The 16,337-nt window shown below is 35.7% G+C and carries 11 protein-coding genes; 4 read left to right on the plus strand and 7 right to left on the minus strand.

Annotation, left to right across the window (positions count from 1 at the left end):
- Positions 1 to 163 precede the first annotated feature (163 nt).
- On the plus strand, positions 164 to 943 hold the full coding sequence (locus F6K18_RS34550; RefSeq protein WP_287527663.1) for a carbon dioxide-concentrating mechanism protein CcmK: 780 nt from the start codon (positions 164 to 166) through the stop codon (positions 941 to 943).
- 207 nt (positions 944 to 1,150) lie between these two features.
- On the opposite strand, the gene F6K18_RS34555 is transcribed toward F6K18_RS34550, so the two are convergent.
- From F6K18_RS34555 to F6K18_RS34565, 3 genes are all read right to left on the minus strand, one after another.
- On the minus strand, positions 1,151 to 1,351 hold the full coding sequence (locus F6K18_RS34555) for a hypothetical protein (protein WP_287527665.1): 201 nt from the start codon (positions 1,349 to 1,351) through the stop codon (positions 1,151 to 1,153).
- 526 nt (positions 1,352 to 1,877) lie between these two features.
- Complete coding sequence (locus F6K18_RS34560) at positions 1,878 to 4,235, minus strand: PhoX family phosphatase (protein WP_287527667.1); 2,358 nt, start codon at positions 4,233 to 4,235, stop codon at positions 1,878 to 1,880.
- Positions 4,236 to 4,553: 318 nt separating this feature from the next.
- The gene (locus F6K18_RS34565; protein WP_287527668.1) at positions 4,554 to 5,123 is read right to left on the minus strand and encodes a hypothetical protein; all 570 of its coding nucleotides are present in this window, start codon (positions 5,121 to 5,123) and stop codon (positions 4,554 to 4,556) included.
- A 1,007-nt stretch (positions 5,124 to 6,130) separates the two neighbouring features.
- Between F6K18_RS34565 and F6K18_RS34570 the strand changes: the two genes are divergently transcribed.
- Positions 6,131 to 6,862, plus strand: coding sequence for a TVP38/TMEM64 family protein (locus F6K18_RS34570; protein WP_287527670.1), 732 nt, complete (start codon positions 6,131 to 6,133; stop codon positions 6,860 to 6,862).
- 12 nt (positions 6,863 to 6,874) lie between these two features.
- Here F6K18_RS34570 and F6K18_RS34575 read toward each other — a convergent pair whose 3' ends face one another.
- The 4 genes from F6K18_RS34575 to F6K18_RS34590 form a co-directional block, all read right to left on the minus strand.
- On the minus strand, positions 6,875 to 8,041 hold the full coding sequence (locus F6K18_RS34575) for an acyltransferase family protein (RefSeq protein WP_287527671.1): 1,167 nt from the start codon (positions 8,039 to 8,041) through the stop codon (positions 6,875 to 6,877).
- A 519-nt stretch (positions 8,042 to 8,560) separates the two neighbouring features.
- Positions 8,561 to 10,045, minus strand: coding sequence for an Asp-tRNA(Asn)/Glu-tRNA(Gln) amidotransferase subunit GatB (gatB, locus tag F6K18_RS34580; RefSeq protein ID WP_287527673.1), 1,485 nt, complete (start codon positions 10,043 to 10,045; stop codon positions 8,561 to 8,563).
- 1,182 nt (positions 10,046 to 11,227) lie between these two features.
- Positions 11,228 to 13,039, minus strand: coding sequence for an HTTM domain-containing protein (locus F6K18_RS34585; RefSeq protein WP_287527675.1), 1,812 nt, complete (start codon positions 13,037 to 13,039; stop codon positions 11,228 to 11,230).
- Between the two features lie 387 nt (positions 13,040 to 13,426).
- Entirely contained in the window at positions 13,427 to 14,494 is a 1,068-nt protein-coding gene (locus F6K18_RS34590; protein WP_287527677.1) for a PEP-CTERM sorting domain-containing protein, read from the minus strand.
- Between the two features lie 625 nt (positions 14,495 to 15,119).
- Between F6K18_RS34590 and F6K18_RS34595 the strand changes: the two genes are divergently transcribed.
- Both F6K18_RS34595 and F6K18_RS34600 read left to right on the plus strand, forming a co-directional pair.
- Positions 15,120 to 15,734, plus strand: coding sequence for a hypothetical protein (locus tag F6K18_RS34595; protein ID WP_287527678.1), 615 nt, complete (start codon positions 15,120 to 15,122; stop codon positions 15,732 to 15,734).
- An 11-nt stretch (positions 15,735 to 15,745) separates the two neighbouring features.
- Positions 15,746 to 16,337, plus strand: a 592-nt coding sequence (locus tag F6K18_RS34600; RefSeq protein ID WP_287527680.1) for a hypothetical protein, incomplete at its 3' end; no start/stop codon positions are given.

The following is a 16,337-nucleotide window of genomic DNA, read 5'->3' on the forward strand; positions in this document are numbered from 1 at the left end:
CGATAAATATCAAAAATAGGGCGGTAGGGCATTCCGTCTTTAAAGCTCGTGGAGCCCGATGCAATAGCAGGGCTACGAAACGAGAAGCCCACACTATAGCGGCAGCTTAGTGTGGGAGTATGTCACGTGGGTTCACTGCTACACCGAAGTAAAGAGATAGAAAATGAAAATACAAACCCACAATAACCATAATCTAGAATCTCTTGAATCGCCAATCAACTTTGGAGATTCAGCTCTTGGTTTAATCACAACTCGGAGTTTTCCTGCCATAGTTGGTACTGCTGATATGATGCTCAAGTCATCTGGGGTTATTCTGGTAGGATACGAAAAAATTGGTAGTGGATATTGTACTGCGGTAGTTCGCGGTGGTGTTGCTGATGTTCGTTTAGCAATAGACTCTGGAGCAGAAACAGCCAAAGAATTTGGACAACTTATTTCTCATACTGTGATTCCTCGACCTTTACCTAATTTAGAAGCTGTACTACCTATTGGCAGTCTTTTACTTAAATTATCTCAAGGTAGAGTATCAGCTCAGTTTAAAAATAAGGCAGTGGGTTTAATAGAAACTAAAGGTTTTCCTGCAATGGTGGGAGCTTGTGACGCAATGCTCAAAGCTGGTGATGTACAGTTGACTGCTTATGAAACTACAGGAGCAGGTTTATGTACTGCTATTGTTCGCGGTTCGGTTTCTAATGTGGCAGTGGCAGTGGAAGCTGGAATGTATGAAGCAGAAAGAATTGGAGATTTAAATGCTGTAATGGTAATTCCTAGAGCATTAGATGATTTAGAAAGAACATTACCTGTAGCTACTTATTTAATTGAAGAAAAATCTGAACCTCTACGTCTACCATTGGCAATTACAGAAAAAGAAAAGGAGCTTGTGAGATTACCAGATTTTTCTCAACTTCCTGTACCGATGAAAGAAGAAGTTCAGGACAAATAATAGACTTTAGTTAGGTGCTTAAAGTCAAAAGTAGGCCACTGAAACAGTTAAAACTGTATGTTAGCTTTTTTCTTGTAATTCTTGATAATGGCAAAGTTTCACCACTTTTTTCTAATGCAAATAATGCCAAATTCAAGAAGCGACATTATTAATCTCTAAATTCCCTCGACAAGCAGATAACATTTAAAAATTTTATTTGACTTTCTTTTATTTGTAGAAAGATTTTCCTGGTTCGATAACTCCTTTTTCTTGTAAGGTATCGTTGATGGCATCCAACATACCAATATCTTGAAGGGTTGCCTTTCCAGTTAATGCCCTACGTAAAGTCATGTAGAAAGTCATTTCACCTAGGGCAATTTCATCTCTTTTCGCACTTCCCTCAATTATAGATTTTGCGTAATCGTTCAACTTATTCTCAATGAAATCAGATAGTTCCATTTATTTCTCCTTATGTTACAGGTTATCAATCTTAAATATGATACTACTTTTAGTGAAATAATCATATATATTTTTTTTGATTAAATATCTCCAGGAATAAGTTTAAAACTACTGGCGTGTCAAGCTTAACAAGCTATCAGCGCTTCCCTGCGGGATGCTACGCAAACAGCTAAAATCGACAGGTTCGACATCCCCCAAGCTTATTTGAAAAAGCGCGTGGTGTGCTTTGATGGAGCTTTGTAGACGCGGAGTGGCTTCTCTTGACCCCCCATCATACGCCTTGAGAGCTGACCGCTGACTGCTGAGTGCTTTTCAACTGTGTCGGTCTACTACCAGGGAAAACGCATCTAAATTCTAGAAGTTTCTACTGTTAAGCTTTAGAGAGGTAATGAGTATAAATACTTATAAGCCTGATATCCTTGCCCTGTCAGAACTTCAAAATAAGATGCGTTGGCCCTGGGTCTATTACTAGACCTCCTAGGGTCAAGCTAAAATATTAAACAAAAGCACCACCATCTCTACGAGTAACAGCAATTACAGAAGGTCTTGGTGGTAGTAAACCATTAAAACTACCTCCAGGGGTACCTGTATACCCTATGTTACTGGGCCAATTACTACCACGAGGTACAGTTCGCTGCTGAGTGAAGAGAGTGCCATCTAAATTTAACATCTCAATATCCCGACCTAGTTGAACTCCATCTCCAATAGGAACACTTTCACCAGGGTGTTGCACAGCTAATAGTAGAGTTTCATCTGCACCACTACTATTTCTGATAAAGTATGGTCCAGTAATTTCGCAACGAGGAGGGCCATAAGCAAAAGGTACAACCAATCCAGCATTGGGTCCAACAACAGGAATATAGAACACCCAGTTGTTACCAAATGTTCCTCTCAAGTTACCAACACTTCCAGTTTGAGTATGGTCAATATCTCTTAGCTCTCCAGCAGCACCAGTGTTAAAACCATTATGACTGCTAGTAGACATATCTGTTACGCCCCAGATATTACCTAGAGTATCAATTTCTAGGTTATCTACATTAGCAAAACCTGCACCATTAATAGCACCATCTTCTCCGCTCTGCTCAAAAGCTGACCAACTAAAAGTGAGACTTGTAGCATCGCTGTTGGTTTCAATGATTCGGTATATACCGCCAAAAGCTTGAGTAGCATCAACATCAGCAAAGTATTTACTTACAACAAATACCCTGGAGTCTGGATATCCATCTCCACCTGCTCCACCATCTGTATAAGCGATAAATACACTACCATCACCAGGATGAACTTCCACATCTTCAGGACGAGCAGTAGGAGTAGCACCTACTAAGTTAGCAGCTAAGAAAGCATCAACTAAAATCGCACCTTGGTTGGTGTAAAAATCTCCTAGAGTTCTGCCTTGATAACCAGATAGTACACTTTCATTAGTCAGGTCTACAACGAAAGAACCACCATCTTCAGTTGCTCCTGCAATACCAGCACGTTGAGGTAGACGGATTCGGCCATCTCTTTGAGCTTCACCAAAAGCATTTAATTCAGCTTCAGCAAGTTCTCTTGGTGATAGAGGATTAGTAGGTGTACCAGGAACTAATGGAATCCACTGACCACTACCATCAGGATTTAGTCGTGCAGCATAAAGGGTTCCACTCTCAAATAATTGACTATTATTTGGGTCAGTAGGATTAGAAACAGTACCATTACTTACAAACTTCCAGGTATGACCACCACGACGGTCATCTCCCATATAAGCTACTAATGGTTGACCTGCTTCTACTCGGAACGCAATATTTTCATGGCGGAAACGACCTAAAGCTGTATGCTTTCTGTTTCGGAAACTTGGGTCTGCTGGAGAAATTTCTACCATCCAACCATACTTTTCACCTACTAAACCAAAGGCAAAACCTATGCCTTCATCATCATAGCCAGTTTGAGTGCCGTTAGGTAGTACAGCTTCAGTAACGCTACCTTGGAAGTTTTCTTCGGCAGTTAGAATTGTACCCCAAGGAGTTGTACCACCAGAACAGTTGAATGCTGTACCAATGATTCTATTACCAAGTCCATCGGAACTTAGAGGAAATACATCAGTAGCAGCAGGTCCAGTACCTACTAAAAAGTTCTGGTCTCCAGTCTGATAGCTACCTGTACCCCAAACTGTAACACCTTGATAACCATCTGAACGTTCAGAGTTAATTCCTAGTCCAGATAAAAGATGTATCCGACGATTAGCATCATCTGCTACAGGAGCGTAACGATTACCACTTTTTGTAATTCTGACAATAGAACCACCTTGGTTATAAGCAAATTCACCCAAGGTGAATACAGAGGTTTGAGATAAGTCTAAACCAAGTACAAGTTGGTCTGTAGTAGGGAAACCAGCTAAGTCGTCACTACGTGCTAATAATGGTGACATTGGATAGGAGACATACTCATGGTTATTCCATAGGTAACCATCATCAGGATTACCATTAATAGGAATAAAACTTACATAGTCAGAATTATAACCAAAGTATTCTTGTGGGTTAGGAAATACGCGATCGCCCCAACTAACAATTACATACCTTTCATATTCCGGAGGTACTATTACATCATCGAAGTATTGATAGGATTGTAGTGCTACATCTACACCTGCTTCTATAGTACCTCCTTCTCCACCTATTCCTAAAGGTACAAAGCTAGGGTTAGTTTGGTAAGCTTCTAAAGGATGTGCCAGTTTTAGTGGTGTGAAGCTCAGACCCCCGGTTTGAGCTTGAGCTATTTCGGAGCTACTACCTAAAAAATTGCCAATTTTTGGTGATAGTGCTGTAGCTGCTGCGCTACATCCGAAGAACATTAATAGTTTTCTACGAGTTAGTCTAGACATAAAATTTTTTCTAGTTCTTCTTCCCTCTACAGAGAGGCGGTAGATTACAAATTTTCAATCTATTGCGAGCAGTATTTCTAACCTAAAATCTTGTCTGTATAGTTGGTTGCTTTAAATACTGCCTTCAGAAGTCTACCTAGATAAATTTATGATGAGTTTATAGTTAGTTTAAGCTTAATTAAAGTATTGTTTAAATTTTGGTTAATCGATAAATTATGAGGATTAAATTGTAGGTTGTAAATGAAAAAAGTTTACCTAAACTTCATACTGTTTCAAACTAATTCCAGGGAAGAATAAAAAAGAATTCTCAAAAAGTGCTTAATCATCTATCTCTTTGGCGTCATCTTCATCAGAAGGAAATATTGGAGGTTTAGATTTTGGCTGCCGTTGAGGAGATTTTTGAGGTTGAGGAACTATAGGTTGAGTATCAGGTGATGGTGGAGGTGGGGCTGGAATTTGAGGAGAAGATTCAGGAGTTTTAGGTTGAGTTTTAGGTGTAGTTTCACTATCAAAGTTTAATAAGTATTTGGCATCGGCAAAATATCTAGTCAAATTATCAATTTCTGCATTTTTTTGCCATTCAGCACGAGATATTTTTGAACGTAGGATAGGTACTATTTGACTCTGACGCTCTCCTAATATAGTGATAGTAATTTCTGTGATTTTGGGATTACTTTTGAATTCTCTATCGATGGTATTTTTCGCTAAATTTTCTGCTTGTTCTACAAGATTTTTATAAGAGTTATTATTATTAGAGTCAATCAAAAGGCTGGTATTTTTTGCAGAAGCTAAAGCAGTCATATATGTGGTTAATAGACTAGCTAATGTTAAGGCTGTACTCCAGAAAATACGATAATATAAATTCATTAAATTAAATTTTTTCCACATATATATAAATTTATTTATTACAGTAACATATAATAATTAAAATAAATTTAAGTTTTGGTTAAAGATTTACTATAATTAAATTTCTCTGTTTAACTTGATAATTTTAACGCAGGCGATCGCTAATTTAACGACTCCTAAAATTCAGTATTTAAGTAGTTAAACAAAATTAATTGTATATTTGATAATTGGCTAATTGCTAGGAAAGATGATTTTTAAATCCACTGCTCAAGCACACAAGTATATTTTTTATGCCCTACTTCCTACTACCTGTTTATACCAAGCCTGATAAATTTTTGTTGCAAATTGTGTTGCATGCAACGTCTCTACGGAAGAGGGAAGAAGGAATAAATATTGAAAAAAAAAGACAAATATATAGATATAGCTGTATAAAATGAATTGTAAAAGCTCTTTTTCAGGATTTATTTAGTTATTTATTTATCCAGCAATTATTCTCAGTAAAAATTCATAGTTAACTCAGATTAAAATAATTTAAGGATGGTATTTATGATTTATATTATGTCTATTTAAATACTTATTAATGCAGAGGATTCAAACAATTACCTGTCCTAAAAATTGATATAATTAACTAAAAAAAAATCATTTCTTCTCCTTAATATGTAGAGGTTTCAACCTTAATTGTTCGGTCAATAAATGTCGGCAGGATAAAGTTTTATGAGTACTAATTAAGGGGAGATGATATTACTAAAATTAGAATTGAATTTAAGCCATGAATTGTTTGATAAAGAATAAAAAATAAGTATAAAGAAGGAAACCCCATAAATAAATTTAGGGGAAATATTGATCAAAAATTTTCGGTAATATTTTAAGTCTGGATAATTAGTTACAATTCCTGATTATTGATAACTTAATACGGTTTCGTTAAGGATTTTTTTGTCAGTTCTGTCATCTGAAAAACTACTTTAATGGTTTCATACTTTATGAGTTTTTTTCTTATCTGAACTGTATTGATTTATAACTGTTCAACCGGACATGATACAATATTAGAGATGAATATATTTTCAAATACTCATGCCCAGAGAAAAATCAAAAAATTTTGCAAGTTTTTTTTATTATTTATTGTAGTTATCAGCTTAATTATTACAGCCAAATATTTTAACCTACCGGAACTTTTAAAAAATATATTAATCTGGATTGAAAGTCTAGGTGTTTGGAGTCCTATAACTTTCATAATTATTTATAATTTAGCTACTTTAATATTAATTCCTGGTTTGGTTTTAACTATGGGAGGAGGAGTAATATTTGGAGTTATCTGGGGAGCTATTTATGTTTTTTTTGCTTCAACTTTAGGCGCTACAATAGCTTTTATCATCGGACGGTATGTATCTCGCGATTGGGTTTGTCAACAATTAAGTCAACATCCAAAGTTTAAAGCTATTGATATAGCTGTAGTTAAAGAAGGATTCAAAATTGTTTTTTTAACTAGACTTTGCCCTTTGTTTCCTTTTAATCTTTTAAATTATGCTTTTGGTGTAATGCAAGTGTCATTAAAAGATTATTTTTTGGGTTCTTTGGGAATGATTCCAGCAACAGTTATGTATGTTTATTTTGGTTCTTTAATGGGTGATATTGCTTTAATTGGTACATCTCAACAACCCATGAATTCTACTGTAGAAGTAACTAAATGGATAATTAATATAGTTGGTTTAATTGCCACAGTTTTAGTAACTATTTATGTGACTAGATTAGCAAAAAAAGCTTTAGAAGAAAGTATTAATTAATATTTGTGCTAGCTATTTCATAAAAAAAGTAGTCAGTAAAGAGCTATAATTAGTTCCAAATACTGTTCTTCTTATCAAGTTAGCAATCAAAAACTTTTGCAAAGCTGTAATTATTACTGATAGACTAAATACAATCGTAAATGATAAAAAAGTCGAATTGGGAATTTGAAAAAGGTGTAACACTATTGACCAGTAATGTAAAACTAAAATATGCCAAAGGTAAATCCACATTGTAGAAGAACTAATAAAGACAAATAATCTAGCAAAATTATATTTTAATGGGTTTGAATCATCAATCTTATCCAATTCCAAGAATTCAGTTAAACTCAAATAAAGTGATGCCCAGATGACTAATGAATAGGCAATATAATATATGCGTGGTGGATATTTATATTTTTGAAAATCAAACACATCTAGTAGGCTGCTAGAATTAAGAGAGTAAAGTATTGATAGCGTTATAAAAATTCCCAAGAAAAACAACAACATCTTTAACAAATCTTTGCGATTCAAATTGATTGCTAGAATACCCAATCCAAACAAACATCCATAAGGAAGAACATAGAATAAAATCTGATTGATAGAAATATGATATATTGATATTATCAACTGTTGAATAAATGGATTAATATTAGAATTTTTAAGTATATTAAATGAATTCTTATAACCCAAAACCTTATATAAAAGCTCATATCCTGAATAAATCCCTAAAATTATAAGAAAAAAACCCATTTTATTTGTGAATCTTTGCCATAGTCCTAAAATTAGAGGAGCAATTAATGAGATTAAAGCAAAAACACGGATAATCCAAGTGTACCAAACACCGTAAAGTTTAAAATCAATACATAAATAAGTATTCACTATTTGTTGAAGAGAATATTGGTATTCTATTCCCATTACTTGACTCGTCAAATATGTCAAGAGAAAAAATAGGGTTAGAAATAACCAAACTGGTGGTACTAGTCTAAAGAGGCGTTTCTTCAGATACTTAGTGTAGCTAATATTTGCTTTTTTCGACGACAAATAGAACAGGGAACCAGATACTAACACCATCAGTGGCACATCAAAGTTTCTCAACTGGAATAGTAAGATGTCTCTAGGCATTGTATGAGCTAATACGATACAAATAATACCAATCGACTTTAAAATATCAAATCGTATATCTTGTTGTTTTAATAACATTACTAGCTTATTTATCTACAATAATTATCTAAATTGCTACATTTTTCTCAAGCAAATACTTCAACTTGACTTTGATTTTTTTTACATCACCTCAAAACCCTAGATATGTTAAGCAAATTAAGAAATTAATTTCATAAAAGTAAGTCTGAGGTGTTAGTTTTTCAGTAATAGATTTTCCTAACACCTAAACTCAAACTTCTACCAAATAATTAATAATTAAATATAGCGCTGTGCGCAGGGAACAGGGAACACTTAACTGGGAACAGGGGGAATAAATTGCCGTTTGCGCAAGCATTCCGTAGGAATCATATAAGACTTCTAGCTCTTTTGCCCCTACTACAATTTGTAAATATACCAGCGCTCATTGCTATAATTCAGGTTAAACGCCTCCCCTTTGAAGAAGAAAAAGCGGTTGTTTCCAGCAGGGTGAGATGTATGGGTTACCTAACCATATCTAACTGACCAAAAGAAAATAATTTTTTTCCTTTTAGGGAGAAGTAATTATCAATTATCCATTAATTACCCTTCTAACTTCTTACTAATTAATTGATTTGTCATCTTTGGATCTGCACGTCCTTGTGTTTTTTTCATCACTTGCCCAACAAAGAAACCTTTAAGTTTAGTTTTACCACCACGATATTTTTCTAACTCTTCCGGATGTGCTGCTAAAACTTCATCAATAATTGCTTCTATTGCCTTAGTATCTGAAATTTGAATTAGACCTTTCTTCTCTACTAATTCCTTCGGCGACCCACCTTTTGATAATAATTCTGGCAGAATATCCTTAGCAATTTTGCCACTGATAGTACCATCTTCAATAATTGTAGTTAGTTCGGCCAAATTTTCTGGTTTAAGGCCAATATCAGTAATGCTAATTTTTTCATTTTTCAAATAAGCAGTAATATCCCCCATTACCCAGTTAGCTGCTTGTTTTGCATTTCCTCCCGCTGCAACTGTTGCTTCAAAATATTCTGCTACTTTGCAGTCATCAGTAAGCACGCGAGTATCATAAGCAGATAAACCTAATTTGCTTTCATAGCGGTGACGTTTTTGTGCGGGTAATTCTGGTAACTCAGTTTTCCAATCATCTAACTGCTGAGTCGAGACTTCAATCGGTGGAATGTCAGGTTCGGGGAAATAACGATAATCACTAGAACCCTCCTTCACCCTCATACTAATAGTAAGTTGAGAACCCTCTTCCCAGAGTCTAGTTTCTTGAACAATTTTTTCTCCTGACTCAATAGCTTCAGTTTGCCGTTGAATTTCATATTCGATCGCCCGTTGTATAGCACTAAAGGAATTCATATTTTTGATTTCTACCTTCGTACCAAATTCTTTTTGGCCCACAGGTCGTACAGAAACATTAACATCGCATCGTAGAGAACCTTCCTGCATATTACCATCGCTCACACCAAGGTAGCGGACAATTCGCTGTAACTCTTGGGCATATTCTGCAGCTTCTAGTCCAGAACGTATGTCCGGTTCTGATACAATTTCTACTAATGGCACACCTGCACGATTATAATCCACCATTGAATAGGTTGACCCAGATAGGCGATCGCTACCTCCATGGACTAACTTACCAGCATCTTCTTCCATGTGTAGTCTAGTAATGCCGATTTTTTTGCGGTTTGCAGTGCCATCTTCATCTACTATTTCTATTTCTAGCCAACCATTTTCCGCGATGGGTAGGTCATACTGAGAAATCTGATAATTTTTGGGCAAGTCAGGGTAGAAATATTGTTTACGGTCAAATTTACTATAAGGTGCTATTTGACAATTTAGGGCCAGTCCTGCTTTTACCGCATATTCTAGAACTTTTTGATTAAGTACGGGTAATACTCCAGGCATTCCCATACATATTGGGTCAATATTGGTGTTTGGTGGGGCACCGAATTCTGTGGATGAAGCGGAGAAAATTTTGGTTTGGGTGTTAAGTTGACAATGGGTTTCTAGACCAATAATTGCTTCATACTCTGTTTTTACTTGTACAGTTGTAGTCATAGATTCTTGAATTAAGTCAAAAGTAAACTAGCTATCAGCATTTCAGCATTTCAGCTTTTTGACTTTGGGTTTATACCCCGGCAACTAATACCCTGGATGGTTGAGTCGGGGTTGAAATTTCCAGGGCGTAAAAAAAAGTCCTAATGCTGACCGCTGACCGCTGACTGCTGACTGCTGACTGCTATTTAAAATTTAAAGGTCATTAGTTCTAGTGTACAGTGATCGAGATTTTCCATTTCCAACTTTGATGTCGGCAAGGGGTCTCCCGTTATACAAATGTTAACGGGAGGGGAATTGCCGACCAACAAATAAACCGCGTAGGGTCCAATTATTTCTTGCATTGTGTGCTTTTTTGTGTTATCGGTGATTATATCAGGAGTAGCGGTAATACGCACTTGATAACAGCACATAGAAAACAAATAGCGAGTATGGGGTTCAATTCATGAAGTTCGCGGTCGGCCCGTGAAAAGGTAAAACTCTTGAGGGTGTGTATCGGAGTACAGAATTGTTCAGTACAAAAAGGTGGTGGGTCTCATCATCTCTGTCTGGTGAGGGTTAAGTGGTTGCACTCCCTGTGAAACAGAAAGCCCTATCCGCGAGGTTGGGAAGCCTACATCATAATCTTTGATTTGATGTAGGAGAACGTCACAAAGAACTATCCCTTGATTCAGTAATGCCACCAAATAAATCATGTTTTGTGCCTGTTCTTTATTCCCTACCCCCTGTTCTCTACTCTAGGCAAAAATTTATATCTTTTTCGGATATGTCTAATTAGGGATTGCTAATTAATCCTCAAAGCATTGACAGGTAAAGGCTTAAGCCTTTTTTTTTGTCTAAAAAATTGCCTGGTATCACCTCTAAAACGCTCAAAAAGTTAGTATTAATGGCAAGAGTTGGGCAGAAAAATCCCAAATTGACAATTGTTACTCCTACCTCCTCGCTCCCGACCCTTTTCTCCTGTCTCCTGTCTCCTCGCTCCCGACCCTTTTCTCCTGTCTCCTGTCTCCTGTCTCCCGACCCTTTTCTCCTGTCTCCTGTCTCCTGTCTCCCGACCCTTTTCTCCTGTCTCCTGTCTCCTGTCTCCCGACCCTTTTCTCCTGTCTCCCGACCCTTTTCTCCTGTCTCCTATCTCCTGTCTCCTGTCTCCTACCCCTACTAAAAGACTTTTTCAGCAGACCCTAATTATTGCTCGGGTTTCTTAAAGCAATAATGTTTATGAATCGAAACTTTTTTGACTTCAGGAGTTTGATAGTTTGGCAAAGTTTTTTCTGATATAAAAAATATTTCAAAATTATCAAGTTGTTCTTCACCTTTATATTTACTATTCCAGTCACGGCACAAATATTTACCATAATAAAGACGATGAGCAGCATGACGCTTCAACCAAATTTTCATCATATATTTACGCCAGCGTACATTAGGATAAGTTGATGAAACTAATAATGGTTTATCCCAAACTACAGGTTGACCATTTTTAAATAAATCAATTTCTTTACCATTTTTAAGTTTACCTGGAATGACATACCAACCATCTTCTCGTGAGGGATAAGGAGCAAACATACCCCATCTTTGGTCTAATCTGAGCATTAAATTAGTTGCTCTGACTATTTTGGGGATAGGAAATATTTTGGGGGAAATACTATTAAGATTCCAGAGCAATACGAAAGCTAGAAGTAATAAAGCAATAATATTCTGATAATTGGCTGGATAAACTGAATTTTTCCGATACTGTAATTTGGAAATAAATTGATGAAAATTACTATTGATATTGTTGAGTTCAGCGTATATTTTTTTGCCTATAGTTGTAATTATGGGTAAATTCAAAACTATAGTTAGAGGTCGAAATACAGGATAAATACTACACAGATAAATCAATGCCTGAAATTGAAGATATTGATTACCTTGATGTTCGACTAATAACCATGAATTACTGTTTTTTATTGCCGTATAAATTTCAGGTTGCGTTTTGGCTGAGAAAACTAATTCTCTTGGTAATAACAAAAAGCAGCAAAGTAAATTTAAGATTTTTTGGTATGTACTAACATCAGAAGCATAGTAAATTTTAATACTGGTAATTTGTTTAGATTGTAATTTTTGAATCAACCAATCCCAAAAATCACTAGGCAATAATACTAACCAAGCAATAATACATACATAAGGGAATAAACCTAAAACTAAGCCCAGGCGAAAACCAATATGTAAACCAACAAAAATAAATACTGTTAAGCAACGAAAAAAGCTATTTTTAATTGGTACAAATAATAAAAAAGGTGCTAATAATTCAATCCAGAGAGTTGCGAAATTAGCAAATACTAAAAATTTGGGAAACTTCAACATGAAGCTACTTAGAGGAGTAGCAAGTTGATCGATATTTAAAGCGTAGTAAACAGCAGTTCCTTCTTCCCACCAAATAGGATGAGATTTAAGCATCGCCGTAAACCAATAAACAAAGCATATTTGTAGAGTTAAAGCAATAGTACCACCTGAAATAATTGATTTAGGTAAAGGTTTTGATTCAGAATTTAAGGCACTATCAACTGAATAATATGCTCCTAAAGGTAAAAATATTGCCCAAAATAGAAGGAGACGCAATTCAGCATCTCCAGCATTAAGAATCATCTGATTACGACTATGCAAAGAAGCGAGTAAAACCCAAGATAAAATGGTGAATAAGCGAGTTCGATAACCAACTAAAAGTGCTAAGGCACAAATAAAAGCTACTACAAAAAGTATTCCTTGAAATAAAATATTGCCACTAAAAAGATGAAGCGACCAAACCGAAGAATTTAAAAATTTTTCAATTAGTACTGCGCGGGGTAAGACACCAAAATCTGTATAGTGAGCTTTTAGATCGCCAAAACGTTCTATTAGATCGACAATAATAATTAAAGCTAAACCAACTCGAAATAAAGCTAGCGATCGTAAGTCTAATCCGAATAATTGTTCTCGTGTTGCTAAGGTATATGTTGGCAATGGATATTCTCTGGAATTCATCGCATAATCAACCCTTTTAATGTATGTAAATATATTAACTAAAATTGGGATTAAAAGCTTTTATAGTAGGCTTTTAACCCCGATTAAGATGATTTTTTTCTATTTCAAATTACATGAGTTTTTAAGTTCCATTAATATCACTTTTGACTTCTGACTTTAGTGAAATGGTATTACTAGGTGTATTGTTGTTTTGCCTTTAATGTAATTTGAAAAAATTATGGTAGATGTTATAAAAACCTGATTAAATATTATTTATTATTACAGTAACAGCGAATTTCCCTTTGAAATTCTTATTTGAAAAAACTATGGTAGATGTTATAAAAACCTGATTAATATTATTGCTATGACAGTAACAGCAAATTTTAAAGGTAAATTCTTATTAACTCATTAGTTAGATGTGCGACGGCGAGAAGTTAATAAACCGCCAAAGAATATAGCTAAACCGAGAATTGTACCGGGTTCAGGAACGGATGCCATACCGCCGTCATCTGTGCCACCGCCAGTTGTACCACCGCCAGTTGTACCACCGCCAGTTGTACCACCGCCAGTTGTACCACCGCCAGTTGTACCACCGCCAGTTGTACCACCAACATCTGTGCCACCGCCAGTTGTACCACCAACATCTGTGCCACCGCCAGTTGTACCACCGCCAGTTGTACCACCGCCAGTTGTACCACCGCCAGTTGTACCACCGCCAGTTGTACCACCAACATCTGTGCCACCAACATCTGTGCCACCAACATCTGTGCCACCAACATCTGTGCCACCAACATCTGTGCCACCAACATCTGTGCCACCGTCAGTTGTGCCACCGTCATCTGTGCCACCGTCAGTTGTGCCACCGTCATCTGTGCCACCTATTTCAGGAGATTCCCCTTTAATTTTACTACTTCCACTACGACCACTACCTTCTGGCCCTGTGCTAGTGAGACGTGCGCCGAAGAACTCCTCTTCAAATAGTTCTAGACTTAAATCTTCACTTGTATGGGAGAGGGTAAACATTGTAGAGCGAATATCATCCTTTCCTATACCTGCTGTACCAAATCTCACTCCAGCATCAAATCTCTGATTACCATCACCATTAAGATTGACACCTTTACCTAGATCGATAACATTATTTGCATCAAAAAGCTGGTTGGTAACATCAGTCCCTATTACAGAAAAACCAGGAAGCAGGGTATCGTCAGCAATATCGAAAAATAATCCTTGCAGATCGGCGATATTATTAGTGCCATTTGCCATCTCTTCTAGCACATCTACAGTAAATTTAATGTCATTGCCTATATCTTCTAACGTCACCTTGAGTTTAACAGGATCGCTACCAAAATTATTACCACCTTCCAGGTTAAACATAAATGTGTCACCTGTCATAGATATTGCATGGGCAGCAGAAAAACTAAAAGAAGCAAGAATAGAACCAGCAGTGAGTAAAGTTGCAAAAGTTTTGTTTATCATCGGAAGTGCCTCAGTAAAAGTTTTTGTTTACTGTATAAACTATAGCCACAAGCCAAATCTACTATCAACGCCTATCTCCGCAAAAATCAAAATCTTCATCGCTTCTTTACTTAAAGCTCCATTTTTATCAAGTTTTGATGAAACTTATGAATATCAAGCAATTATGACAGCTTTTAGATTGTTAATAGTGTTATAATTAGATATTTTATCTATACAAATATTTATGGGAAGATTGTCAATTACAATCGTTAATTGAATACTATTGTTGGTATACTTTTTATCACTCTGTTGTAGGGCCATTAAGCTAAGAGTCATTTAGATTTTATATTTTCTCTCTATCCCACCTTATGGTCAAATTTTTCAGTTTGTCATGTGGCATTTTCCATATTGGCGATCGCTTGAGATCCTCTGTAAAAGTTTCACCTTTTTTCCTGCTATTTTTTATTCTTGGTCTTTCCTGGTCATTATTAAGCTGTACGGTTAAAGTTAAAAATATGGTTAGCCTTAATATAATTTCGTCAATAAATCAATCCGGTAAAATACTAAACTAAGTGGTAATATCAGAAAGTATATTTTTAACATTTATTATCCCGAACTCTGGCAGTTCGTAACATCAGGAGAAAATATGGCCGAATTAAGTAAGGAAGAAATGCGTGAAAGACTGGGAAATATTGACAAGATTCGTGATATAATATTTGGCCCTAAGCTCAGAGAGTACGAAAATCGTTTTGAAAAGCTAGAATCAGAATTATCCTCTGTTCAACAAGAAACTAAAAATCAAATAGAACAAGTAAAAAGTGCTTTTTCTACAGAACTTCAAGCTACGGTTGATTCTATAGAGAAAAAGATTAGGAATATTAACTTAAATATCCAAAATACTCAAGAAGATGTTGTGGAAACTAAGCAACAAATTGAGCGAGTAAATCGCAAAATTATTACTACTAAAGAAGCTTTAAATGAAATTATTGATAATCAAACAACTTCTCTACGGGAAGATTTATCACAAACAAGGGAGAAATTACAGAATGATGTTAGTCATTTAAAAACCCAAATATTTGAAGAACTTGAAAAGCGCTTTTCTTTGCTTAAGGATGTGAAAGTATCACGGGATGATTTAGCAGAAATAATGTTTGAAGTTGGTATGAGAATGAAAAAAACTGAGTTTGTGAGCGAACTCAAAGAAGCAGCAGATAGAGATTTAGAAAAAGATCTTTTAATCTCAGACAACTATCATAAATGACCGGAACATAGATGGCTTACTTAAACGAAAAATCGACTAATAAATCACAAGATATTAATCATAATCAATCTGTTGAACTGAATACGGAAACAGTTGAACAGTTAAGACGCTTGTTGAGTTTATTGGTGGATTTAAACTTAGTTAATTTTCCGGAAGATTTAACAGGAGAATCAACGGACTCTCAAGAAGATATAGATTTTCAAGAAACTACAGTAAATCAAACAGAAAATCATCAAAATTCAACCCATCAGAACATCACAAAACACCCGGAACAAAATCAGCAGAGCATCACTGGTTTTTCGGAAGATTTAACAGGAGAATCAACGGACTCTCAAGAAGATATAGATTTTCAAGAAACGGCAGTAAATCAAACAGAAAATCATCAAAATTCAATCCATCAGAGCATCACTGATTTTCCGGAAGATTTAACAGGAGAATCAACGGACTCTCAAGAAGATATAGATTTTCAAGAAACGGCAGTAAATCAAACAGAAAATCATCAAAATTCAATCCATCAGAGTATCACTGGTTTTTCGGAAGATTTAACAGGAGAATCAATTAACTCTCAAGAAGATATAGATTTTCAAGAAACAGCAGTAAATC

Origin of the sequence: Okeania sp. SIO2C2 (assembly GCF_010692625.1) — a bacterium.
Taxonomy (GTDB): domain Bacteria; phylum Cyanobacteriota; class Cyanobacteriia; order Cyanobacteriales; family Microcoleaceae; genus Okeania; species Okeania hirsuta.